Genomic DNA, 21722 nt, shown 5'->3' with positions numbered 1-21722 from the left:
AAATACCGCGGCGTCGCAGACCTTTCGAGAAGAGCCCGCACCGCCGCAAGGTAAACATGTCCTTACGACGAGACAGCCGGTCATCGAGGGTATTTTCGAAAAACCAGCGCGCAGTCTACCCAAAAGCGGCGATGGCCCCAACCGGCGCAATGACAAACGAAGCCGTCATCGCGCGGGATATAAGGCCAATCGCAGCTTACTGAGTGACGCGGTGATCGATGCGCAGTGCCAGCGGCGCCTGTGTCGCATCAGTGCCCTTCTCGTCATCGGCATCGGCACTGCGCGTGACGATGACATTCTCGAGCTTGCCTTCGAGATCCCCCGGCTGGGCCGTCGGCTGCCCGGAAGCGGAGATACGCGCCACGAGCGTGACGCGCTCGGCCATCGAGAGCCGCGCCATCGGGGCCATGGCGTTGTCGTCCGACAGAGTGAGCGTCAGCGGCAGCTTGTCCGCGGTGGTGCGCACCACTGCCAGCGGCGGCAGCTTGCCTTCGCCATCACGCGCCACGATGTACAGGGTCGCCGCTTCGGCACTGACCGGCATCGCCGCCAACTGCGCCTCGAGCGCCGGGTCCAGTGACACCTTGAGCGTCAGACGTGCGGCGCCCTCCTTGCTGTCCTGATCAGCCGCCGAGCCTTGCTCTGGCGCGACCGAGTTGGCCAGGGCGACCGAGGTATCGACATCACCGGCGCTGGCCATGCGCTGGCGCGCGGCCTTGATACCTTCGCGCAGCGCCTTGGCGGCATCGGGATTCTCGAAGCCGGCAATCGCCTTGCGCCAGTAATCGATCGCCTCGGGATAGCGGGCATGATCGAAGGCCTCGATCCCGAGCAGGCCGAGTACCGTCGGCTGACGCGGATCGGCCGCCAGCACTTCATCGACCAGCGCCTGGACCTCATCGGTCAGGGTGCGCTGGGCCGCGAAGAACTTGAGCTGCGCCAGCTGCGCGATCAGCGCAGGCACGCGGCCTTCGAGCGTGATCAACGCCTCGAGCGACTGCATGGCCTCATCGAGACGTCCGGCATCGCGGTAGAGCGGGAACAGCGCCATCCACACCTTGGCGTTGTCGGGCTGGGCCTCGGCCTCGGCGCGCAGCCGGGCGATGCGCGCCTCGAAGCTGGCAGCATCGTGGATCGGCGTGGCGGCAATCGCCTGCGCCAGCGCCAGGTCCCCGCTCGCGCCTTCGCGCTGATACCAGTAGAGCGAGCCCGCCACCATCGCCACCAGCAACACGGGCACCAGCACACGGCCACTGCTGGCCGCCTTGAGCGGAGAGCGCTTGAGGGATTCGGCGTCTTCCAGCAGGCTGCGTTCCAGCTCGACCCGCCCTTCCGCCAGCGCCGTGTCATCCAGCTCGCCACGCGCATGGCCGCGCTCCAGTGAGGCCAGTCGACGCCGATAGACACGCACGTTCTCGGCGCCGAGGCTGTCGTAGTCCTCGAACGCCTGCTGATCGGCATGCACGCGACGCGCCCGCCGCAACGGCAGCAACAGCAGCCAGCCGGCGGGAATCAACAGCACGGCAATCGCCAGCCATAACAGGATCATGAGCGCTCCTTGGCAGTGTGTTGCCCAGCGCCGGGCTGCTCATCACCAGGCTGCTCATCAATGGACTGGCGGTGCGTAGCAAGCAGTGCCGACAGGCGCGCCTGCTCATCATCATCCAGCGCACGCACACGCGCACGTCGCCGGGCGCGCACGATCAGCGTCACGACCAGCAAGCCGAGCAGAATCAGGACAGCGGGACCGCCCCACAGCAGCCAGGTGCGCCCATCGAGGCGCGGGTTGTAGAGCACGTACTCGCCGAAGCGCGCGACCATGAAATTCTGGATGTCGCTGTCACTGCGGCCGTCCTTGAGCAGGTCCGCCACGTTCTGGCGCATGTCACCGGCGATGGGGGAGTCCGAGTCACCGATCGCCTGGTTCTGACACTTGGGGCAGCGCAGCGCGGCGGTCAGGCTGTCGTAGCGCTTCTGCAGCACCGGATTGTCGAACTGATGCATCTCGATGGCGGCCTGCGCCTTGCCGGCTGACAGCCAGGCAAGAAACATCAGCACCACCAGCGCCTGCACCAGCGGGATGGCGAAACTCCTGAGCACGGATTTCATGAGCTGGCCTCCTCATCGGGCGTGCTGGCGGCGTTAGTCGCGGGCTCCGCGATGCGCTCCAGCGTCGGCAGGATGACGTCGCGGACATCTTCGGGCCGGATGTAGCCGGTGTGGTGATAGCGGATCACGCCCTCGGCATCGACCAGGAAGGTTTCCGGTGCCCCATAGACGCCGAGATCAAAGCCCAGCGTGCCGTCGGGATCGAACAGATTGACGCTGAACGGGTTGCCGAATTCCTCCAGGAACTGACGGCCCTTGGCGCGGGTGTCCTTGTAGTCGACGCCGACCATATGCACGCCGCGGCTGGCGAGATCCAGCAGCTGCGGCATCTCGTGCTTGCAGGTCGGGCACCACTCGCCCCAGACGTTGACGAGGCTGACCTGCCCCTTGAGCAGCGAGGCATCGAGGCGCGACTGCGGATCACTCAAGGTGCTGAGCGAGAATTCGGGGAAGGGCCGCGACAGCAGCGCGGAGTCCCGTGCATAGGGGTCATCATCGAGGCGCTGGTAGAGGAAGGCACCCAGCCCCACCACGACCACCAGCGGCACGAACAGCACCAGACGACGAACATTCATGGGCGAGCCTCCTGCGTGGCGAGGGAGCGGGTGTCAGACGCCGTGCTGGCCTCGACACGGCGGCGATAACGGCGATCCAGCACGGCGATCACGCCGCCCGCCCCCATCAGCAGGGCGCCCAGCCACAGCCAGCGCACGAAGGGTTTGACCTGGATGCGTACCGCCCAGCTGTCGTCATCCAGCTTCTCACCCATGGCGACGTAGAGGTCACGGGTGAAGCCGGCATCGAGCGCGGTCTCGGTCATCGGCATGCCGCTGGCCAGGAACAGACGCTTCTCGGGATGCAGTGTCGTCACCGCCTTGCCATCACGGCTGACTTCCACCGTGGCGCGGTCCGACAGGTAGTTGGGGCCGCGATATTCACCAAGTTCGGTCATGCGGAACTGATAGCCGCCCACGCTGACTTCCTTGCCCTGCACCATGCGCACGTTCTCGGCGACCTCGGTATTGGAGACCAGCGTCACGCCGACGATGGTCACCGCCAGCCCAAGATGCGCCAGCTGCATGCCCCAGTAGCTGGGCGTGAGGCGCTTGAGCCCCGCCCAGCGCCCCGCCTTCGAGGCACTCTTGTCCCACAGGTCGCGCAGCAGAGGCAGCACCACCCACAGCGCGATGATCAGCCCGAGCGCCACCGAGAAGCTCCACTCGATATCCAGCGTCAGCGGCAGCAGGCCGCCGATGACGAGTGCCGCGCTGCCGGCCAGCGCCAGACGACGCGTAAGCTCGCGCCCCGGCATCTGCTTCCAGCGCGAGGCCGGCCCGAGGCCCATGAAGGCGCACAGCAGCGTGGTCAGCGGCACGAACAGCGCATTGAAGTACGGCGGGCCCACCGAGATCTTGCCCAGCCCCAGCGAATCCAGCACCAGCGGATAGAGGGTGCCCAGCAGCACGGTGACCATCATCACCAGCAGCACGAGATTGTTGACCAGCAGGAAGGCATCCCGCGACAGCCAGTGAAAGCCCAGCGTCGAACGCACACGCGGTGCACGCAGCGCGAACAGCAGCAGCGAACCACCGACGGTGATGCCGAGCAGTACCAGAATGAACAGCCCGCGATCGGGGTCACTGGCGAAGGCGTGCACCGAGGTCAGCACGCCGGAGCGCACCAGGAAGGTGCCCAGCAGTGACAGCGAGAAGGCGAAGATCGACAGCAGTACCGTCCAGCTCTTGAAGGCGCCGCGCTTCTCGGTGACCGCCAGCGAGTGGATCAGGGCGGTACCGGCCAGCCACGGCATCAAGGAGGCGTTCTCGACCGGGTCCCAGAACCACCAGCCGCCCCAGCCGAGCTCGTAGTAGGCCCACCAGCTGCCCAGCGCGATGCCGACGGTAAGGAAGGCCCAGGCGATGTTGGTCCAGGGGCGCGCCCAGCGTGCCCAGGCCGCATCGAGACGCCCGCCCATCAGTGCCGCCATCGCGAACGCGAACGCCACCGAGAAGCCCACGTAGCCCATGTAGAGCATCGGCGGATGGATGATCAGCCCGATGTCCTGCAGCAGCGGATTGAGGTCCGCGCCGTCAGCCGGCATGTCCGGCAGCAGGCGCGCGAAGGGATTGGAGGTCAGCAGCACGAAGGCCATGAAGCCGGTGGAGATCAGCCCCATGATGCCCAGCACCCGTGCCAGCATGTCGCGCGGCAGATGGCGCGCGCCCAGCGAGACGGCAAAGCCCCAGCCGGCCAGTATCAGGCTCCACAGCAGCACCGAGCCCTCGTGGCTGCCCCACACGGCGCTGAACTTGAAGTACCACGGCAGCTGGCTGTTGGAGTTGTTGGCGATGTAGGCGACGCTGAAATCATCCAGCAGGAAGCTTGCGGTCAGGCAGGCATAGGCGATCAGCACGAACAGGAACTGCCCCCAGGCCATCGGCTGGGCGAAGCTCATCCACAGCGGACGGCGCGTACTGGCCCCCGCCAGCGGTACGACCGCCTGCACACAGGCCAGACAGGCGCCCAGAATCAGCGCGAAGTGGCCGATTTCCGGCAACAGTTGCGTCACCATCACGGGGTCTCCTGCGGATCGAGCGCGGCCTTGGCTGCGCTGCTGTCGCTGGTCAGGTTGCCCGTCCTGTTACCAGACACATCACGCCCGGAGGCCTTCAGCGCCTCCGACACCTCCGGCGGCATGTACTTCTCGTCATGCTTGGCCAGCACCTCGCTGGCCTCGAGATGCTCACCATCGAAGGTGCCCATCACCACCACGCCCTGCCCTTCACGGAACAGGTCCGGCAGGATGCCCTGATAATGCACCGTCACGTCATGATCGAAATCCGTGACGGTGAAGATGGCATCCAGCGTCTCGTTGTCGCGCCTGACACTGCCATCACGCACCATGCCGCCCGCACGGATCTGCCGCCCCTGGGGCGCTTCGCCGGTGGCGATCTGCGTCGGGGTATAGAAGGCGTTGATGTTGGCGCGCAGGGCATAGAGGGTCAGGCCCACCGCGAGGGCGGCCAGCAGCACGATGGCCGTGACGATATACAGGCGCTGCTTGCGTTTGGGAGTCATGGTCAGGGCTCGATCAGGGCAAGGGACGGTCAAGCCTCTCGCGGCCGGCGGGACAACCGCCGCGGGAGGGAGAAAACAGATTCAATCACGAGAGCTGTGGCGCGAAGCCTGATGTGACGAACGATGCGAAGCGCGGTGTGAAGCAGGGTGCGAAGAATGACGAGAAGCGTCACGGCGCAGCCGGCGACGGATATCCGCCTCCAGCGCGCGACGCGACAGCCGCGTGGCGATCACCAGCCCCACCAGACACGCCGCCGTCAGCCCCCAGGCCGACCACACATACAGCGCATGGCCGCCCATGGCGAAGAACTCGCTGACACTCGAGAAAGCGATGCCCGGCAGGTTCATGACTTGTCCCCTTCTGTCGCGACCACCGCAGCGTCGGGGCGCGCACGCGAAGACGGACTCAGCAGATCACGCACCCACTGCTTGCGACTCTCGCGTCTCAGCACCTCGACCCGCGTGCGCATCAGCACCAGCGCGCCGAACAGGGCGTAGAAGCCGATCACCATCATCAGCAAGGGAATCCACATGCTGGCCGGCATCGGCGGCGCTTCGCTGAGCGTGAAGGTGGCCGGTTGATGCAGTGTGCTCCACCAGTCCACCGAATACTTGATGATCGGGATGTTGACCATGCCGACCAGCGCCAGGATCGAGGCCGCGCGCGAACCGCTGTCACGGCTGGCGAAGGAGCCACGCAGCACGATCACGCCCAGATACAGGAACAGCTGGATCAGCATCGAGGTCAGCCGGGCATCCCAGATCCACCAGGTGCCCCAGGTGGGGATGCCCCACACCGAGCCGGAAAACAGTGCCAGCGCCGTCATCAGGGCACCGACAGGCGCGGCGGCCGTGGCGACCATGTCCGCCAGCTTGATCTTCCACACCAGGAAGATGAGCGCACACACCGCCAGCAGCATGAAGCACGACTGGGCGAGAATCGCCGCCGGCACATGCACATAGATGATGCGGAAGCTGTTGCCCTGCTGATAGTCGGCGGGCGCGAAGGCCAGCCCCCAGACACTGCCGGCCACCAGCGCCATGATCGCCAGGGCCCAGAGCCACGGCAGCCAGCGCTGGCTGGCCGCGAAGAAGGTCGCCGGTGCGCCCATGCGATGCAGCCACGGCCATAGCCCACCCTTGCGGGGGCGAACCTTGCGGGCAGGCGCTTGAGGAGAGTCGGAGTCGGCGGTCACACGGGCCTCTTGTCAGGGGCAATGAAGAGCCTTGCGAATGCCCGAGAATGCTCGGGCAGCGTCATGCAGTTCTTGATCGGACTAGCCATTGATGCTCAGCCTGAGTCCGGCGGCGATGGCGAGCGGTGCCAGCAGCAGGGCCAGCGCCAGCATCGCGCCCAGAATGGCCAGATGGGCCAGACTGGGCATGCCGTTGACGGCGCTCTGTACGGCGCCGGCGCCGAAGATCAGCACCGGAATGTACAGCGGCAGGATGATCAGCGAGAGCAGCACCCCGCCACGCCGCAGCCCCACCGTGAGCGCCGCACCGATCGCGCCGATCAATGACAGGCTCATGCTGCCCAGCGCCAGCGAGGCGATCAACACGCCAAAGGCGCCGCTCGGCAGTCCCAGCATAACGCCCAGCAAGGGTGCCATCAGCGCCAGCGGCAGGCCGGTCAACAGCCAGTGGCCTGCCACCTTGGCCAGCACCAACAACGGCAATGGCTGCGGCGTCAGCAACAGTTGCTCGAGGCTGCCGTCCTCCAGATCCTGCCGGAACAGACCGTCCAGTGACAGCAGCGTCGCCAGCAATGCCGCCACCCACAGCAGGCCCGGCGCCAGCGTCGCCAGCAGCGCCTTGTCCGGGGAGATGCCCAACGGAAACAGCGTGATCACCAGGGCGAAGAACACCAGCGGATTGATCAGCTCACTGCGTCGGCGCAGCGCCTGACGCAGGTCGCGCGCGAGGGTCGCCTTGAAGGCCCCGGCCAGCGAACTGGTGGGCGGGGCCTCGGGCAATGCCGTCAGCAGCTCATGGTTCATGCCGAGGCGCCTTGTGTCGAGGCTGTGTCTTTCCCGCCCACGCCCTGCTCTGAACCCTGCTCTGAACCCTGTTCGGCCTTCTCCCCTTCCTTCGCGCCCAGGCACAGGCGGCGCAAGCGCGAGGCCTGCGAGAAGCGATGATGAGTCGTCATCACCACGCTGCCCCCACGCTGGGCGTGAGCCAGCAGCAATGCCTCCAGTGCCTGAACACCATCACGATCGATGGCGGTGAAGGGCTCATCGAGCACCCACAGCCGGCGCGGCGTCAGATGCAGCCGCGCCAATGCGATACGCCGCTGCTGACCGGCGGACAGCTGTTGGGCAGGCATATCCTCGAAACCGGCCAGCCCCACGGCGTCCAGCGCCGCCCAGGCGAGCTCGCGGCGGGCCTCTACCTTCGCCTGCGGTTGACCGCCAAGCGCCTGATACCAGGCAAGGTTTTCCAAGGCGGTCAGGGTGCCCTTGATGCCGGGCTGGTGACCCAGATAGAGCAGTGAACCCAGAAAGTCGTCACGCACCCGCGAGGTGGGCTGGCCGCGCCACAGCACCTCGCCCTCGTAGTCATGGAACTGACCGGACAGAATCTTGAGCAGGGTCGTCTTGCCACTGCCATTGGGGCCCTCGACCTGCAGGATCTCTCCCGCATGCAGCGAAAGATCCAGCCCCTCGAACAGCCAGCGCTCATCACGCTCACAGCCGAGCGCCACGACCGCCAACAGAGGCGGCGCGCTACGAACTTCATCGCTGGCAGGCTGGCTGGGCATCCCGGATTCTCGCGGCTGAGCCGTCGCGGAGTGCGACATCAAGGGCAGACCCCGTGGGGTCACTGCGAGCCATTCTACGAGCTGAGGTCGACACTGACCACCGAGCAGCCGATCGCCTGACCTCGCAGCCCCGCCATGACGGGCAGTCAAGCACTCGAGAAATATATCAGCGACATGTGGTGCACATTCATACGACACACTTTCGCTGGATTGGCGCCGGTCGATCCGCTCACCTCTTGCCACTTCGCGAGAGCTTGCTATGATGCAGACACTGTATACAAAAACAGTATCCATACAGTACCTTCATCACACGCCTGCCGAGTGCAGGCACAGACTGATCGGGTCGGCTCAACGCGTTGTCAGCATGTTCGCGGAGCCTAGCAGGCGACAGATGAACTCAGCCTGACGACCCTCCACGCTGCACCGCAGGCCGACGCACCATCCGCGCCGACCGCACGGCATCAGGGGATAGCTCATGTCACGTCTTCACGCTCCGCACTACCTTCAGCGTCTTCACAACCTGCCGCTCAATGACCAGGCCTGGCAGGAAATCACCGCCAGCGACATGATGGATATCCCGCTGCTCGGCAACATCACGGCCGGCATGCCCATCGAAGCCATCGCCGACTGCGGTACGGTTGCCGTGCCGACGCGCATGGTGCGCCGCAATACCTACGCCCTGCGCGTGCGCGGCCATTCGATGATCAACTGCAATATTCATGATGGCGACATCATCATCATCGAACGCAGCGAAAGCGCCGAGAATGGCGAGACTGCCGTGGTGATGATCAATCAGCAGGAAGTGACGCTGAAGAAGCTGTATATCGAGAAGACCGGCGTGCGCCTGCAACCGGCCAACGACAGCATGGCCCCCATCTATCTCAAGAATGCCGATATCGAAGTGCTGGGCATGGTGATGGGCGTGGTGCGCGGCAATGCCGTCACTCACTGAGGGTGACGCTTTGGTAAGATGGTGCCATGACCTATCTGATACCGGCACTGGCGCCCGAGGCGCACCATGAACACAGCATCGAGATCGAGAAGAGCCGCTTCATCGCTTGGCTGGCCCATGCCCCGACGCCAGAAGGCATGACGCGGCTGCTGGCTCAGGCGCATCTCGCCCACCCCAACGCACGCCATCACTGCACGGCGTTCATCGCCGGGGCGCCCAATGAACAGAACGCCATCGGCTTCTCCGATGATGGCGAGCCGGGCGGCACTGCTGGCAGGCCGATGTATCAGGTGCTCGAAGGCAGTGGCGTCGGCCAGGTGGCCTGCGTGGTGATCCGCTACTTCGGCGGTATCAAGCTGGGCACCGGCGGCCTGGCGCGCGCATACAGCCGCGCGGTGCTCGAGGCGCTCGAGCACCTGCCCACCACGACCTTCACGCCGCGCACGCCCAGGCGTCTGAAGGTCGGCTTCGCCCATGAGGCCGATGTTCGCCACTGGTTGAGCGGCTACGATGTGCCGGTGGATGCCAGCGACTATGGTGCCGATGGCGTGGTGTTGACGGCGGGCTGGCCGCAAGGCGGCGCCCAGCCGCCGCTGGAAGAACTGCATGCGCGCCTCAAGGGAGCGCTGGAAGTGCTCGATTCCCGCGACTGACCGGCGCCAGCGACTCCCTTTGGTTCTCCACAAACACGAACGCCATCGCCACCCCTTGTCCGGGCGGCGATGGCGTTCGTGCTTTCACTTCTCTCAGCGGAACTGCAGGGCTTCCACCTGATTGGCGATGGCTGCCTTGGCCTCAGCCAGCGAGGCGGCCCTGGGCTCATCGCCCATGCTGAGGCCTTCGGCATACACGAAGTGCTGATCCGTGATGCCCATCAGCCCGAGCATGGATTTCAGATGTGGTGTCTGGGAGTCCATTTCAGTGCCCGCGTACATGCCGCCACGCGCCGCCAGTACCAGCGCCTGCTTGCCTTCCAGCAGGCCCACCGGCCCTTTCTCGGTATAGCGGAAGGTTTCGCCGGCACGCAGCACCCGGTCGAACCACGCCTTCATCTGCGTCGGCAGGCCCAGATTGTAGAGCGGTGCCGCGACGACCAGCAGGTCTGCCGCTCTCAGCTCGGCCAGAAAACCATCGGACAGTGCGGCGAGCTTGCGTTGCTCGGCGCTACGCTCATCCGCCGGCGTCATCCAGGCCTGCATTTCCGCGCCATCGAGATGCGGCAGGTCACGCTCGACCAGATCATGATGCGTCAGCTGAAATGGCTGCCCGGAGGCCTCGAGCGCACTGACGAAGGATGAGGCCAGCGCACGTGAATTGCCCTTGTCGGCGAACAGGGAAGCAGACACCAGCAGGACATTGAGCGAAGCTTTTGACATGTGGAGGGTCTCCATGAAAGTGAGGCGCGATCCTGTCGACGGTGTTCGACCCGATCCGCATGTACAGCATGATAAATGAACCATTCCACACGAAAAGCGACTTAAATCGCCTATATCATTCGAAAAAAGCGAACAATTAGTCGGTCATCACCCTTATTCGACTGCCGACTGATAACGGAACGCCTCGCCACAACCCTTCAATTCCTGCCCTGCAATCGTCAAGGTCGCCGTCAGTGGATAGGGCGCGCCCTGCATGGAATCGAAGCAGGCGCCCGGCGCGACCACCAGCTGCAATGGCTCGCCCTGCTTGCCGTCAGCCGGGAGCTGCGCCTTGAGCACACGGCTATCATTTGCCTCACGGGCGACCCGATAAGGCAGCTTGACCACCTGGACACCTGACGAGCGAGCGCCAGCCTCCGCTTCTGCAGAGCGCTCGGATGCCTGCGCCTCGTGCGGCGACTCGAGCAAGCCCTGCATAGCTGTCAGCGTCAGCAGATTGTGCTCGCTGTCGAGACTGACCTGCCAGCCGGGCTCATTGCCCTGCGCCACCAACAGCGGCTTCTGCGTCGTCGGATGAATCACGCGCCGATCATCCTGCACACATTCCAGATTGCCGCGGGCATTCTGCAGCATCGCCTCGGAACCCTTGAACCACACCTCCAGTCCCTCTTCACCGGGCAACACCTTCACACCACCAGACGCCTTCTCGGCCGGCGATGCACCGGCATTGGCCTGATAACGCTCGCCCGAGGCACTGACGACCCGCTCCAGGGTATAGGCATGCCGGCGTGACCACAGTCGCAACCAGTCATGCGACGCCTCGGCGTCGCCTTCGCTGAAGGCCATCAGAAGATCCTGCGCCGGAGTACAGCGCCATACCTGATACTCACTCGCCCGGGGCGGTGGCAGAAAGCTGGAGGGCAAGGTCACCGCAGCGGCCTTGCCCAGCGATTCCGCACTGGGCGGCGCAGGTTTCTTCGCCACCTCATGCACCACGGGGCCCGGGTCCTGTGCGGGGGCTGGCACCTTCAGCGGCGGCTGGCCAGCATCCGTCCCTGACGCGGCATCCTGACTCCACGGCAGGGAGGTACATCCCGCCAGCAGCAGGGGCACCGCCAGAGGCGACAGGCGCAAGCCCGCTCGACCGGCAGCGATCATCCCTGGCGTGAGGCTCGCGGCCCACCTATGGGGCAACACACGGGAAATGGCAAAAAGACGACAGCAATGACGTGACATGATGGACCCTCCCTGGGCATGTCGGACGACAAGATGCAGCGCAGCACTCTCGCGACGAGACACTGCGGCATGGCTGGACTTCAAGGCGGAGACGGCGGCCTTCCTGGCGCACCCTGCCAAAGTCTATCAAGCGCAGTGGGGCTTGTGGGGATGGGAATGCACTGAGGGTACAAGGCGCGTGCCCTGCCGGCCTTGCATGACACCCTCCTGGCGCCTGACTCCAGCGCCCTTCGTGTTCCGCCGCCCCGAGTGATACGCGAATCGCCATGAATATGAGACAGTGTCATGAGCGCTCTCGAGCAGACGCGCGTCACGGCGGTGGCCTGGCAGGGGGGAGATCCCGCTGCCACTCCCCCACTGATCCAGTCTCGCGGGAGTGATTGACCCGCTCGCGGCTTGCACCAGGACTTTCGATTTATCGTTCTCGGCTTGCCTGTCTCAACTGGCCTGTCTCCACTTGCCGTTCACAACACATCTTTCTCAACCTCTCAACATGAGCACCATTCATCATGCTTGAATTGCGCCATCTGCGTACCCTGCTGGCCCTGCGTGATGCTGGCTCGCTGGTCGAAGCCGCGGAGCGTGTCCACCTCACCCAGTCCGCCCTGTCCCATCAGCTGAAGGACCTCGAGGAGCGCCTGGGCGCGCCGCTGTTCATCCGCAAGACGCGCCCTGTGGAGTTCACCCGCGCCGGACAGCGCCTGTTGTCGCTGGCAGAGCAGGTATTGCCGCAGTTCCGCATGGCTGAGCGCGACATTGCTCGCATGGCGGGTAGCGAGCAGGGCCGGCTGCACATGGCCATCGAGTGCCATAGCTGCTTTCAGTGGCTGATGCCGACGGTGGATCGCTTCCGCGATCACTGGCCGGAGATTGAAGTCGATATCCCCTCAGGCCACAGCTTCGCCCCTCTGCAGGCATTGGGCCGCGAGCAGCTGGACCTGGTCATCACCGCCAACCCGGTGGAGATGAGCGGCATCCAGTACATTCCGCTGTTCCGCTATGAGGTCATGCTGGCCGTGGCACGCCAGCATGCACTGGCCATCAAGGGCCATGTGGAGCCGCAGGACCTGTGTGACGAGACCTTGATCATCTATCCGGTCGAGCATGATCGCCTGGACGTTTTCACCCAGTTCCTCGAACCGGCCAACGTGAGCCCGCGCGAGATCCGCAGCGCGGAGATGACGGTGATGATGATGCAGCTGGTCGCCAGCGGCCGCGGCGTCACGGCGCTCCCCAACTGGGCGCTGGCCGAGTATCTGTCGCGCGATTACGTGCGCGGCCTGTCGCTGGGCGACGGTGTCTGGGCGACACTCTACGCCGCCGTCAGAGAAGATCTGCTCGGCACGCCGTGGATGGACGACTTCCTGCGTACCGCCCGTGAGACATCATTCGAGGTGCTGAGTGGCGTGAAGCCTGCCTGATACCCGAGCCTCAGCGCTTACGAGGGATAGATACACGAAAGCCCCACCACTCGACAGGCCGCAAGGCATCGATTGGTGGGGCTTTCGTGTATCTGCTGATCACTGCCTGTTCGCGCCATATCACTACGGCTACGCAAAAGACTTTTCTTCAGCACAAACAGAACCGCCCCAGCATGAGCTGGGGCGGTTCTTGACATCTATCATCTCAAGCGGAAAGCATTCCGCAATGAGTGATGATCAGTCGATAGCCTTGACGTTGGCTGCCTGCAGGCCTTTCTGGCCCTGAGTCACGTCGAAGGAGACCTGCTGGCCGTCCTGCAGGGTCTTGAAGCCATCAGCCTGGACTTCGGAGAAGTGAACGAACAGATCGTCACCACCATCAGCCGGAGCGATGAAACCAAAACCTTTAGCGTCGTTGAACCACTTAACTGTACCTGTAGCCATGAGAAATTCCTCTCTGATTAGCATGTTTGAAATAACGGGCATTACCCGAAGAGCGTGGGCAAAGCAAAACCATGCATCAAATCAGCGAGGCTTCTCGGGGCGCTCAAGGCGATTTACCGAGCAGCACAGGCGACTGAGTGGTGCGTCTTGCTATCCAACAGGGGCTACATTGCACGCTAACCCATGATCACGTCAAGCCTTTTCGACAATCACTTCACACAGTCGCCAATCGATGCCACTCCAGCCAGGTCAGGAATCCCCCTTCGGGCAGCTGCAGATTCGGCGCATCGGTGCCCAGCAGCAGGCGGTCTCCCTCGAGCGTGACGCGCCGCACAAGCGTCACCTCATCCCAATCGGCGATCGTGGCCAGCGACAGATGATGGCAGACCTCCTCCCGCTCACTGTCCCACTGCCAGCGCCCACAGTAGGCAAAGCCCTCACGAAAGGCGGCGACCAGCTGATCATCCGTCGGCGCCATTCCCAGAGGCTGACGCTCACAGGACACCAGCTGCACGCTCATATAGCCATTGGCCATGTAATGCAGCTGGCCCTTGCACTCGCCCAGCGGCTCCAGCTCGCGTCCATCCGGCCAGGCATACCAGAAACGCTCGAGCCGCCACGCGCCGATCAAGTCAGGATGCAGTGACAAGGAAGATTCCCGCATGGCCGATTCCTCAAACGGTCGTGATCAGGTGGCGTGCTCGTCCTGGAGTGACGGCGGCTTGACCGGCGGCAAGGGCACAGGCGCCTTGCGTTCCAGCTGACTGGAGGTCAGTGGCAGCAACAGGCTGAAGCGCGCGCCCTTGAGCGACCTGCCCTTGTCCACCACCACGCTGCCGCCGTGGGAATGCAGGATCTTCTGCACGATGGAGAGCCCCAGCCCGTAGCCGCCGGAGGCACGCGTACGCGAATCATCCAAGCGCGCGAAGGGTTTGAAAACCTTCTTGCGATCTTCCTCGTTGATGCCGGGGCCATCGTCCTCGACATCGAGCCTGACCACCTGCGGGTCACTGGTGATGCGCACCAGTACCCGGGAATCCGCGTGCCGGCAGGCATTGGAGACCAGATTCTGCAGCGCCCGCTGCAGATAGCGTGCCTCGGCCTCGACCTCCAGCGCCTCGCCTTCGATGCTCAGCAGCAATTCAGGATGCAGCGGCGCCAGCGTCTCGCAGACCTGCTCCGCGATCTCGCGGCAATCCACCATGCCGAGGTCCAGCTGGATACCGGCGGCATTGTTGAGTCGTGCGTAGGTCAGGATCTCGTCGATCAGCTTATCGAGCTCCTCGATGTCGCCGTCTGCGCCCTTTATCTGACGCTGGACGAAATCATCATCGACCATGTCCTCGATCATCTGCAGCGCGAAGCGGATGCGCGCCACCGGCGTGCGCAATTCATGCGAGACCGCCCGAATCATGTCCTGCTGCGCGCCCAGCAACCCCTGCACCCGCTCGGCCATGCCATTGAAGGCCATGCCGAGACGCCCGAGAAAGTCATTGGACTCGATGCGCACCCGCGTATCGAGATAGCCGCCCGCGATGCGTGTCGCGGCCTTTTCCAGACGCGTCAGGCGCGCCTCCAGTGAACGCACCACCAGATAGATGACGCCGCCCAGCAGACTGATGACCGCCAGTATCATGGCGATGATCAAGGCCGGTGGTGTCGTCTCGAAGCCACGGATGGGCCCGACCTTGAGCATGGCGCGGTCCCCCAGACGAGTATAGAGCGCCATCGCCTGGCCATGACTGGCCACGTTGAGCACCACCCGACCGGCCTCCAGGCGACTGGCCTGCTGTGCATCGAGATTCTGCGGAATGTCCGGCAACAGCGCGAAGGACAGACCGGAGGCCTGCTGCAGCTGGGCCAGCAAGTCGCTGCGCTGCTCGGCATTCATGGGTTGCAGGGTGTCATGCAGAGACACCATCAACCCACGTAACTGCCGCTCCGCGAGATGCAGCAGCCGGAATTCCAGCACTCTCTCTTCGCCGGGCACCGCCATCAACAGCTGCCAGCCGGCGTCATCATGCGGCCTCACCAGCGGCCGCCCGGCCTCAAGGCGGCGCTGCTCCCACCAGTTGAGGTCAAAGACCGCCGCCGGTGCCAGCAACAACCGCCCATCCAGCAGGCGGGCGGTCCGATTGAGGAAGGCCCCGCGCTCTGCCTCCGGCGTGGCCGCGATCTGGCTCACCAGCAGGCGCATCGGCGCCGCGCCCAGACGCGTCTGGTAGGCCTCCAGCCGGACCATGTTGGTCAGCTGAAAGCCACCCAGCGCGATGCCCAGCGTTAGCACCAATGCCACCAGCAAGGCGACATAGACACGCAGGAAGATGCTGTCGGAGAGAGCCCGGCGCATCGTCTAGAGGTCCTTGACGAACAGGTATCCCTTGCTGCGCACCGTCTTGATCCGCTCAGGATGATTGGGGTCATCGCCAATCTTGGGGCGGATGCGCGAGACACGCACGTCGATGGAGCGGTCCTGGCCGTCGTACTTGATGCCGCGCAGCGCAGAGAAGATCTCCTCGCGCGTCAGCACGCGTCCCGCATTCGAGGACAGCAGCCACAGCAGGTCGAACTCGGCACTGGTCAGTTCGATGCGCTCGCGCGCCAACCATGCCTCACGGGTGGCGTTGTCGATCTCGAGATCATTGAACACCAGGCGCGTCTCACCGGCGGCCACTTCGGGGCCATCGGCGCGACGCAGCAAGGCCCGCATGCGTGCCAGCAATACACGCGGCTGCACCGGCTTGGGCACGTAATCGTCGGCGCCCATCTCCAGACCCAGCACCTGGTCCATGTCATCGGTACGCGCCGTCAGCATCAGGATCGGCCCGGCGAACTGAGGCCGCACGCGACGACAGATGGACAGGCCATCCTCGCCCGGCAGCATCAGGTCCAGAATCACGATGTCGGGGCGCAGACTGATGATCAGGTCCACCGCCCGCGCGCCGTCATTCTCGACGCTCACGCGGAAGTTGTTGGCTTCGAGGTATTCGCGCGTCAGTGTCGCCAGACGCTCGTCATCCTCAACAATCAATACATGTTCTTGCGCATTGGTATCCAAGGGCATTCCATCCGCATCGTTGGGTCAACGTGGCCAGCAGCTCACAAGCAGTTACTTTCCTGTGCCACGTCGTAACCTTTTCAGGGTGATTTGTCACGAATGATACGCCAATTTGGGCGTTTACGCGCCAGCAGCGCAGGCACCATCTGCATTGACGGAGCGCAGAAAATTTAACACCTGAACTCTTGACATCCCTCAGCGGCAAGGCCGGATTTTCAACCACACCTTACCCACAAGTTATCCACTTGCACGCCCCACCAAACAACACTATCTTGTGTCCAAAACCAGCTCACACCCCATATGTAGGGTTTTGGCGACGTCGACACCCATAGATCATGGCGACGATTGTCAAGCCCCGAAAGCATGAATCAGCGTATGGGACGGCAGTCACGCAAGGCTGCTGGAACCGTGTCTCATGAACGCTATCAGGCTCAGCCCGGGCGCCGATTGCCCCGCCTGAGCCTGATAGCGTTTCTCGACGACAAGGCTGACGACGACAGAATATCCCCGGGCGCCGGCAGGAATTTCCAGCCTGCGCCCCGATACGAATTGCCCTCGAGCCCTAACGGGCAACGATTCACCTTCAGACGATTCAGGAAGGCGTCATGGATTCCACTTTCAGCACCGATCAGGCGACAGTCGACGTGACTGCCCCCCAGCGCCTGCGCGTCATCAAGCGCAATGGCGATGTTGCGGCCTTCGACGCCAGCAAGATCTCCGTCGCTCTCTCCAAGGCGTTCATCGCCGTGGAAGGCGATCAGGTCGAGTCCAGCTCGCGCATCCGCGACCTGGTTCAGCAGCTGACCAGCCAGATCACCGACGCCTTCCAGCGTCGCATGCCTGACGGTGGCACCCTGCACATCGAAGACATCCAGGATCAGGTCGAGCTGGCGCTGATGCGTTCCGGCGAGCACAAGGTCGCCCGTGCCTATGTGCTGTACCGCGATGAGCACGCTCGTGCCCGCAGCGCCCAGAGCGACGGCATCGCCAAGCCGCACCCGACCATCAACGTCACGCACCTCGACGGCAGCGTGCGCCCGCTGGATCTGGGCCGTATCGAGACCCTCGTCTTCGATGCCTGCGCAGAGCTTTCCAACGTCGATGCCCAGAAGATCGTCGATGACTCCCTGAAGAATCTGTACGACGGCGTGCCGGTCGATGGCGTGTCCACCGCGCTGATGATGACCGCGCGTACGCTGGTCGAGAAGGACCCGAACTACACCTACGTCACCGCCCGCCTGCTGCAGGACAACCTGCGCCGCGAAGCCCTGAGCTTCCTCAAGGTCGCTGACGAGGCCACCTTCGGCGAGATGAAGGACCACTACCCGGTCGCCTTCAAGGCCTACATCGAGAGCGGCATCGCCTTCGAGCAGCTGGACGAGCAACTGGCCACCTTCGATCTGGAGCGTCTCGGCGCGGCCATCGATCACACGCGTGACAACCAGTTCACCTACCTCGGCCTGCAGACCCTGTACGACCGCTACTTCCTGCACCAGAACGACGTGCGCTATGAGCTGCCGCAGGTCATGTTCATGCGTGTCGCCATGGGCCTGTCCCTGAACGAGGAAGACCGCGAAGGCCGTGCCATCGAGTTCTACGAGCTGCTGTCCAGCTTCGACTACATGGCTTCCACGCCGACGCTGTTCAACGCCGGTACCCGTCGCAGCCAGCTGTCCAGCTGCTACCTGACCACCGTGCCGGACGCCCTCGATGGCATCTACGGCGCCATCCGCGACAACGCCATGCTCTCCAAGTGGGCGGGTGGTCTCGGCAATGACTGGACGCCGGTGCGCGCGCTGGGCTCCTACATCAAGGGCACCAACGGCAAGTCCCAGGGCGTCGTGCCCTTCCTGAAGGTCGTCAACGACACCGCCGTTGCCGTCAATCAGGGTGGCAAGCGCAAGGGCGCCGTCTGTGCCTATCTGGAAACCTGGCACATGGACGTCGAGGAATTCCTCGACCTGCGCAAGAACACCGGTGATGACCGTCGTCGTACCCACGACATGAACACCGCCAACTGGGTGCCGGATCTCTTCATGAAGCGTGTCTTCGATGACACCGAATGGACCCTGTTCTCGCCGTCCGACTGCCCGGACCTCCACGACCTGTACGGCGCGGCCTTCCAGGCGCGTTACGAGCAGTACGAGGAGATGACCCGTCAGGGCCAGCTGAAGCTGTTCAAGCGCGTCAAGGCGCGTGATCTGTGGCGCAAGATGCTGTCCATGCTGTTCGAGACCGGCCACCCGTGGATCACCTTCAAGGACCCGTGCAACCTGCGCAGCCCGCAGCAGCACGCCGGTGTCGTGCACTCGTCCAACCTGTGCACCGAGATCACCCTCAACACCTCCGAGGACGAGATCGCGGTCTGCAACCTGGGCTCGATCAACCTGGCGCAGCACGTCATCGACGGCAAGCTGGATGGCGACAAGCTCAAGAAGTCGGTGCGTACCGCCGTGCGCATGCTCGACAACGTCATCGACATCAACTACTACGCCGTACCGCAGGCGCGTCGCTCCAACATGCGTCACCGCCCGGTCGGCCTCGGTATCATGGGCTTCCAGGATGCGCTCTACGCGCAGTCCATCGCCTATGCCTCCGAAGAAGCCGTGACCTTCGCCGACGAATCCATGGAACTCGTCAGCTATCACGCAATCGAAGCTTCCAGTGATCTGGCCGCCGAGCGTGGTCGTTACGAAAGCTTCGACGGTTCGCTGTGGAGCCAGGGCATCCTGCCGATCGATTCCATCGAGAAGCTCAAGACCGAGCGTGGCGCCGACTACATCGAGATGGACGAAAGCCAGACCCAGGACTGGGACTACATCCGCGAGAAGGTCCGCACCCAGGGCATGCGCAACTCCAACGTGATGGCGATCGCGCCGACCGCGACGATCTCCAACATCTGTGGTGTCTCGCAGTCCATCGAACCGACCTACCAGAACCTGTTCGTCAAATCGAACCTGTCTGGCGAGTTCACCGTGGTCAACGCCTACATGGTCAACGACCTCAAGGCGCGCGGCCTGTGGGACGAGGTCATGATCAATGACCTCAAGTACTACGACGGCAGCGTGCAGCCGATCGAGCGCATCCCGGAAGACCTCAAGGCGCTGTACGCCAACGCCTTCGAAGTCGAGCCGAAGTGGATCGTCGAAGCCGCCTCGCGTCGTCAGAAGTGGATCGATCAGGCCCAGTCCCTGAACCTGTACATCCAGGGCGTGTCCGGCAAGAAGCTGGACGTGACCTACCGCATGGCATGGTTCCGTGGCCTCAAGACCACCTATTACCTCCGTGCTCTGGGTGCGACCGCCGTGGAGAAATCCACTGTCGATCGCAGCAAGCACAACGCCGTCGGCAATGCACCGACTCCGGCACCTGCTCCCGCGCCGACCCCGGCACCGGAAGCCAAGCCGGAACCGCGCGGCATCGAAGACTTCCTACAGGGCAAGAGCGGCCAGCGCGCCCCCTCCGCCAGCAACATCGATGAGTTGGGCTGTGAGGCCTGTCAGTAAGCGATTGCGCCAGAACCGAGTCCGCGCTGACGACGCTGACTCACCGCCTGCCAGGACACACCTTGCAGGCGGACTGCGGCAAATCCACAAGACCGAGCCCCGCTCGGTCTTGTGCCGCCACCAACAATCACTGCCTCCTGACATTCCCTCGAAACAAGCCCGGGCCTGACTCCCTGTGGGAGCCACGCCACTCGATGGCGCTCGCGTCGTAGAACGCACCGCCCCTGCCTTTTCGTCACGCTGACTGCCCGCGTGACCATCACCGAACACGAGGAACGCAACATGTTGAACTGGGACGATTTCCACGAAGACGAAGCCCCCGCTGCCGAGAAGCCGGCGACGGCCAAACCGGCGCCGCAGGCCGAAGCTCCCGCCGCTGCCCCGGCGGCTGACGCTGTCGTCGCGAGCGAGAACAGCGAAGGCTACGCGATCAGCGATGCCGAGCGCATCGCCCGCGCCCAGCAGGCGCTGGACGATCTCGACGTGGCCAAGGGTCTGGAAGAACTGGAAATGGGGGCCCAGCGCATTCAGGTCGACGAGAAGCGCATGATCAATGCCCGCGCCGACGTCAACCAGCTGGTGCCCTTCAAGTACGATTGGGCATGGCAGAAGTACCTCGACGGCTCCGCGAACCACTGGATGCCGCAGGAAGTGAACATGAACGCGGACATCGCGTTGTGGAAGAGCCAGGACGGCCTGACCGAAGACGAGCGCCTGATCGTGATGCGCTCGCTGGGTTACTTCTCCACTGCCGACTCGCTGGTCGCCAACAACCTGGTGCTGGCCGTCTACAAGAACATCACCAACCCGGAGTGCCGCCAGTACCTGCTGCGCCAGGCCTTCGAAGAGGCGATCCACACCCACGCCTACCAGTACTGCATCGAGTCACTGGGCATGGACGAAGGCGAAGTCTTCAACATGTACCGTGAAGTGGACTCCGTGGCGCGCAAGTCCGCCTGGAGCCTCAAGCACACCCAGGCGCTGGCACGTGCCGACTTCCACACCGGTACACCGGAAGCGGACCAGGAATTCCTGCGCAACCTGATCGGCTTCTACGCCGTCACCGAAGGCATCTTCTTCTACTGCGGCTTCTCCCAGATCCTGTCCATGGGTCGTCGCAACAAGATGACCGGCGTCGCCGAGCAGTTCCAGTACATCCTGCGTGACGAGTCCATGCACCTGAACTTCGGCATCGACGTGATCAACCAGATCAAGGTCGAGAACCCCCACCTGTGGACCGCCGAATTCCAGGACGAAGTCACCCAGATGATTCTGGAAGGCACCCAGCTCGAGATCGAATACGCGCGTGACACCATGCCGCGCGGCGTGCTGGGCATGAACGCGGCCATCATGGAGGAATACCTCCACTTCATCTGCAACCGTCGCCTCGCGCAGCTGGGCCTCAAGGAGCAGTTCCCGGGCGCCAAGAACCCGTTCCCGTGGATGTCCGAGATCATCGACCTGCGCAAGGAGAAGAACTTCTTCGAGACGCGCGTCACCGAATATCAGGTCGGCGGTGCCCTGAGCTGGGATTGATCTAATTTAGTTAAATACACGTCATAACTTTCTGCGCTTGCGCTCATCAGTGCATAACTATAGTTTCACTAATGAGCTAAAAAGCCATGTACTCGGAGAATTACAGCGATGGTCAGAAAAACAAGAAGCGACTGCACTGTAGGTACTTTTGAGAAGTCACGAGGATTACCTCCTGGTTCAGTGAGGAATCCCGATGGACGTGATACTAGGTCAGATAAGAAAATCGGCACCATTCGAAAAGA

The 21722-nt window shown here is 63.5% G+C and carries 20 protein-coding genes; 5 read left to right on the top strand and 15 right to left on the bottom strand.

Features of this window, described 5'->3' with window-relative positions; genetic code table 11:
* Positions 1–196: 196 nt before the first annotated feature.
* The 9 genes from ccmI to ccmA form a co-directional block, all read right to left on the bottom strand.
* Entirely contained in the window at positions 197–1549 is a 1353-nt protein-coding gene (gene ccmI, locus LCW13_RS01955) for a c-type cytochrome biogenesis protein CcmI (protein WP_064503286.1), read from the bottom strand.
* Entirely contained in the window at positions 1546–2109 is a 564-nt protein-coding gene (locus LCW13_RS01950) for a cytochrome c-type biogenesis protein (RefSeq protein WP_064503285.1), read from the bottom strand. The genes ccmI and LCW13_RS01950 overlap by 4 nt, the downstream gene beginning before the upstream one ends.
* Positions 2106–2684 (bottom strand): DsbE family thiol:disulfide interchange protein, encoded by a 579-nt coding sequence (locus LCW13_RS01945; RefSeq protein WP_052384551.1) that lies wholly within the window; start codon positions 2682–2684, stop codon positions 2106–2108. The genes LCW13_RS01950 and LCW13_RS01945 overlap by 4 nt, the downstream gene beginning before the upstream one ends.
* Positions 2681–4681 carry a heme lyase CcmF/NrfE family subunit gene (locus tag LCW13_RS01940; RefSeq protein WP_052384550.1) on the bottom strand — a complete coding sequence of 667 codons (2001 nt, stop codon included), beginning with the start codon at positions 4679–4681 and terminating at the stop codon, positions 2681–2683. Before LCW13_RS01940 ends, LCW13_RS01945 begins: the two co-directional genes overlap by 4 nt.
* The gene (gene ccmE, locus LCW13_RS01935) at positions 4681–5187 is read right to left on the bottom strand and encodes a cytochrome c maturation protein CcmE (RefSeq protein ID WP_153635084.1); all 507 of its coding nucleotides are present in this window, start codon (positions 5185–5187) and stop codon (positions 4681–4683) included. The genes LCW13_RS01940 and ccmE overlap by 1 nt, the downstream gene beginning before the upstream one ends.
* 81 nt (positions 5188–5268) lie before the next feature.
* Positions 5269–5535, bottom strand: a complete 267-nt coding sequence (gene ccmD, locus LCW13_RS01930) for a heme exporter protein CcmD (RefSeq protein WP_217485884.1) — start codon at positions 5533–5535, stop codon at positions 5269–5271.
* Positions 5532–6299, bottom strand: coding sequence for a heme ABC transporter permease (locus LCW13_RS01925; protein ID WP_153636755.1), 768 nt, complete (start codon positions 6297–6299; stop codon positions 5532–5534). Before LCW13_RS01925 ends, ccmD begins: the two co-directional genes overlap by 4 nt.
* A gap of 165 nt (positions 6300–6464) precedes the next feature.
* Positions 6465–7187 carry a heme exporter protein CcmB gene (gene ccmB, locus LCW13_RS01920; RefSeq protein WP_043333704.1) on the bottom strand — a complete coding sequence of 241 codons (723 nt, stop codon included), beginning with the start codon at positions 7185–7187 and terminating at the stop codon, positions 6465–6467.
* Entirely contained in the window at positions 7184–7951 is a 768-nt protein-coding gene (gene ccmA / locus LCW13_RS01915; RefSeq protein WP_084589400.1) for a cytochrome c biogenesis heme-transporting ATPase CcmA, read from the bottom strand. The genes ccmB and ccmA overlap by 4 nt, the downstream gene beginning before the upstream one ends.
* A 475-nt stretch (positions 7952–8426) precedes the next feature.
* Here ccmA and LCW13_RS01910 point away from each other — a divergent pair, with 475 nt between their 5' ends.
* Both LCW13_RS01910 and LCW13_RS01905 read left to right on the top strand, forming a co-directional pair.
* Entirely contained in the window at positions 8427–8903 is a 477-nt protein-coding gene (locus tag LCW13_RS01910; RefSeq protein ID WP_043333703.1) for a LexA family protein, read from the top strand.
* 26 nt (positions 8904–8929) lie between these two features.
* Positions 8930–9556 carry an IMPACT family protein gene (locus tag LCW13_RS01905; protein WP_043333702.1) on the top strand — a complete coding sequence of 209 codons (627 nt, stop codon included), beginning with the start codon at positions 8930–8932 and terminating at the stop codon, positions 9554–9556.
* A gap of 93 nt (positions 9557–9649) precedes the next feature.
* On the opposite strand, the gene LCW13_RS01900 is transcribed toward LCW13_RS01905, so the two are convergent.
* Positions 9650–10279, bottom strand: coding sequence for an FMN-dependent NADH-azoreductase (locus tag LCW13_RS01900; protein ID WP_043333701.1), 630 nt, complete (start codon positions 10277–10279; stop codon positions 9650–9652).
* A 153-nt stretch (positions 10280–10432) separates the two neighbouring features.
* Entirely contained in the window at positions 10433–11413 is a 981-nt protein-coding gene (locus LCW13_RS01895) for an MliC family protein (protein ID WP_167333692.1), read from the bottom strand.
* Positions 11414–12024: 611 nt separating this feature from the next.
* On the opposite strand from LCW13_RS01895, the gene LCW13_RS01890 reads away from it, so the two are divergent.
* Positions 12025–12936, top strand: a complete 912-nt coding sequence (locus tag LCW13_RS01890) for a LysR family transcriptional regulator (protein WP_043333699.1) — start codon at positions 12025–12027, stop codon at positions 12934–12936.
* A 237-nt stretch (positions 12937–13173) separates the two neighbouring features.
* Here the strand turns inward: LCW13_RS01890 and LCW13_RS01885 are convergent, their stop codons facing one another.
* From LCW13_RS01885 to LCW13_RS01870, 4 genes are all read right to left on the bottom strand, one after another.
* Positions 13174–13380, bottom strand: coding sequence for a cold-shock protein (locus LCW13_RS01885; RefSeq protein ID WP_043333698.1), 207 nt, complete (start codon positions 13378–13380; stop codon positions 13174–13176).
* Positions 13381–13594: 214 nt separating this feature from the next.
* Positions 13595–14044, bottom strand: coding sequence for a lipocalin-like domain-containing protein (locus LCW13_RS01880; RefSeq protein ID WP_043333697.1), 450 nt, complete (start codon positions 14042–14044; stop codon positions 13595–13597).
* Between the two features lie 24 nt (positions 14045–14068).
* Entirely contained in the window at positions 14069–15730 is a 1662-nt protein-coding gene (locus LCW13_RS01875) for an ATP-binding protein (protein WP_153635083.1), read from the bottom strand.
* Positions 15731–15733: 3 nt separating this feature from the next.
* Positions 15734–16444, bottom strand: coding sequence for a response regulator (locus tag LCW13_RS01870; RefSeq protein WP_043334706.1), 711 nt, complete (start codon positions 16442–16444; stop codon positions 15734–15736).
* A gap of 599 nt (positions 16445–17043) precedes the next feature.
* On the opposite strand from LCW13_RS01870, the gene LCW13_RS01865 reads away from it, so the two are divergent.
* Entirely contained in the window at positions 17044–19944 is a 2901-nt protein-coding gene (locus LCW13_RS01865; protein WP_043334707.1) for a ribonucleoside-diphosphate reductase subunit alpha, read from the top strand.
* Between the two features lie 282 nt (positions 19945–20226).
* The gene (locus LCW13_RS01860) at positions 20227–21480 is read left to right on the top strand and encodes a ribonucleotide-diphosphate reductase subunit beta (protein ID WP_043334709.1); all 1254 of its coding nucleotides are present in this window, start codon (positions 20227–20229) and stop codon (positions 21478–21480) included.
* Positions 21481–21722: the final 242 nt, after the last annotated feature.

The sequence above is a fragment of the Cobetia amphilecti genome (assembly GCF_020217465.1).
Classification (GTDB): domain Bacteria; phylum Pseudomonadota; class Gammaproteobacteria; order Pseudomonadales; family Halomonadaceae; genus Cobetia; species Cobetia amphilecti.
Note: the sequence above shows the minus strand (reverse complement) of the source record. Positions and strands in the feature narration are given on the sequence as shown.

What these genes read in the sequence shown, in the direction of transcription:
- ccmI (WP_064503286.1), bottom strand. Translation starts at nt 1,549, where the DNA reads ATGATCCTGTTATGGCTGGCGATTGCCGTGCTGTTGATTCCCGCCGGC.
- LCW13_RS01950 (WP_064503285.1), bottom strand. Translation starts at nt 2,109, where the DNA reads ATGAAATCCGTGCTCAGGAGTTTCGCCATCCCGCTGGTGCAGGCGCTG.
- LCW13_RS01945 (WP_052384551.1), bottom strand. Translation starts at nt 2,684, where the DNA reads ATGAATGTTCGTCGTCTGGTGCTGTTCGTGCCGCTGGTGGTCGTGGTG.
- LCW13_RS01940 (WP_052384550.1), bottom strand. Translation starts at nt 4,681, where the DNA reads ATGGTGACGCAACTGTTGCCGGAAATCGGCCACTTCGCGCTGATTCTG.
- ccmE (WP_153635084.1), bottom strand. Translation starts at nt 5,187, where the DNA reads ATGACTCCCAAACGCAAGCAGCGCCTGTATATCGTCACGGCCATCGTG.
- ccmD (WP_217485884.1), bottom strand. Translation starts at nt 5,535, where the DNA reads ATGAACCTGCCGGGCATCGCTTTCTCGAGTGTCAGCGAGTTCTTCGCC.
- LCW13_RS01925 (WP_153636755.1), bottom strand. Translation starts at nt 6,299, where the DNA reads ATGGGCGCACCGGCGACCTTCTTCGCGGCCAGCCAGCGCTGGCTGCCG.
- ccmB (WP_043333704.1), bottom strand. Translation starts at nt 7,187, where the DNA reads ATGAACCATGAGCTGCTGACGGCATTGCCCGAGGCCCCGCCCACCAGT.
- ccmA (WP_084589400.1), bottom strand. Translation starts at nt 7,951, where the DNA reads ATGCCCAGCCAGCCTGCCAGCGATGAAGTTCGTAGCGCGCCGCCTCTG.
- LCW13_RS01910 (WP_043333703.1), top strand. Translation starts at nt 8,427, where the DNA reads ATGTCACGTCTTCACGCTCCGCACTACCTTCAGCGTCTTCACAACCTG.
- LCW13_RS01905 (WP_043333702.1), top strand. Translation starts at nt 8,930, where the DNA reads ATGACCTATCTGATACCGGCACTGGCGCCCGAGGCGCACCATGAACAC.
- LCW13_RS01900 (WP_043333701.1), bottom strand. Translation starts at nt 10,279, where the DNA reads ATGTCAAAAGCTTCGCTCAATGTCCTGCTGGTGTCTGCTTCCCTGTTC.
- LCW13_RS01890 (WP_043333699.1), top strand. Translation starts at nt 12,025, where the DNA reads ATGCTTGAATTGCGCCATCTGCGTACCCTGCTGGCCCTGCGTGATGCT.
- LCW13_RS01885 (WP_043333698.1), bottom strand. Translation starts at nt 13,380, where the DNA reads ATGGCTACAGGTACAGTTAAGTGGTTCAACGACGCTAAAGGTTTTGGT.
- LCW13_RS01880 (WP_043333697.1), bottom strand. Translation starts at nt 14,044, where the DNA reads ATGCGGGAATCTTCCTTGTCACTGCATCCTGACTTGATCGGCGCGTGG.
- LCW13_RS01875 (WP_153635083.1), bottom strand. Translation starts at nt 15,730, where the DNA reads ATGCGCCGGGCTCTCTCCGACAGCATCTTCCTGCGTGTCTATGTCGCC.
- LCW13_RS01870 (WP_043334706.1), bottom strand. Translation starts at nt 16,444, where the DNA reads ATGCCCTTGGATACCAATGCGCAAGAACATGTATTGATTGTTGAGGAT.
- LCW13_RS01865 (WP_043334707.1), top strand. Translation starts at nt 17,044, where the DNA reads ATGGATTCCACTTTCAGCACCGATCAGGCGACAGTCGACGTGACTGCC.
- LCW13_RS01860 (WP_043334709.1), top strand. Translation starts at nt 20,227, where the DNA reads ATGTTGAACTGGGACGATTTCCACGAAGACGAAGCCCCCGCTGCCGAG.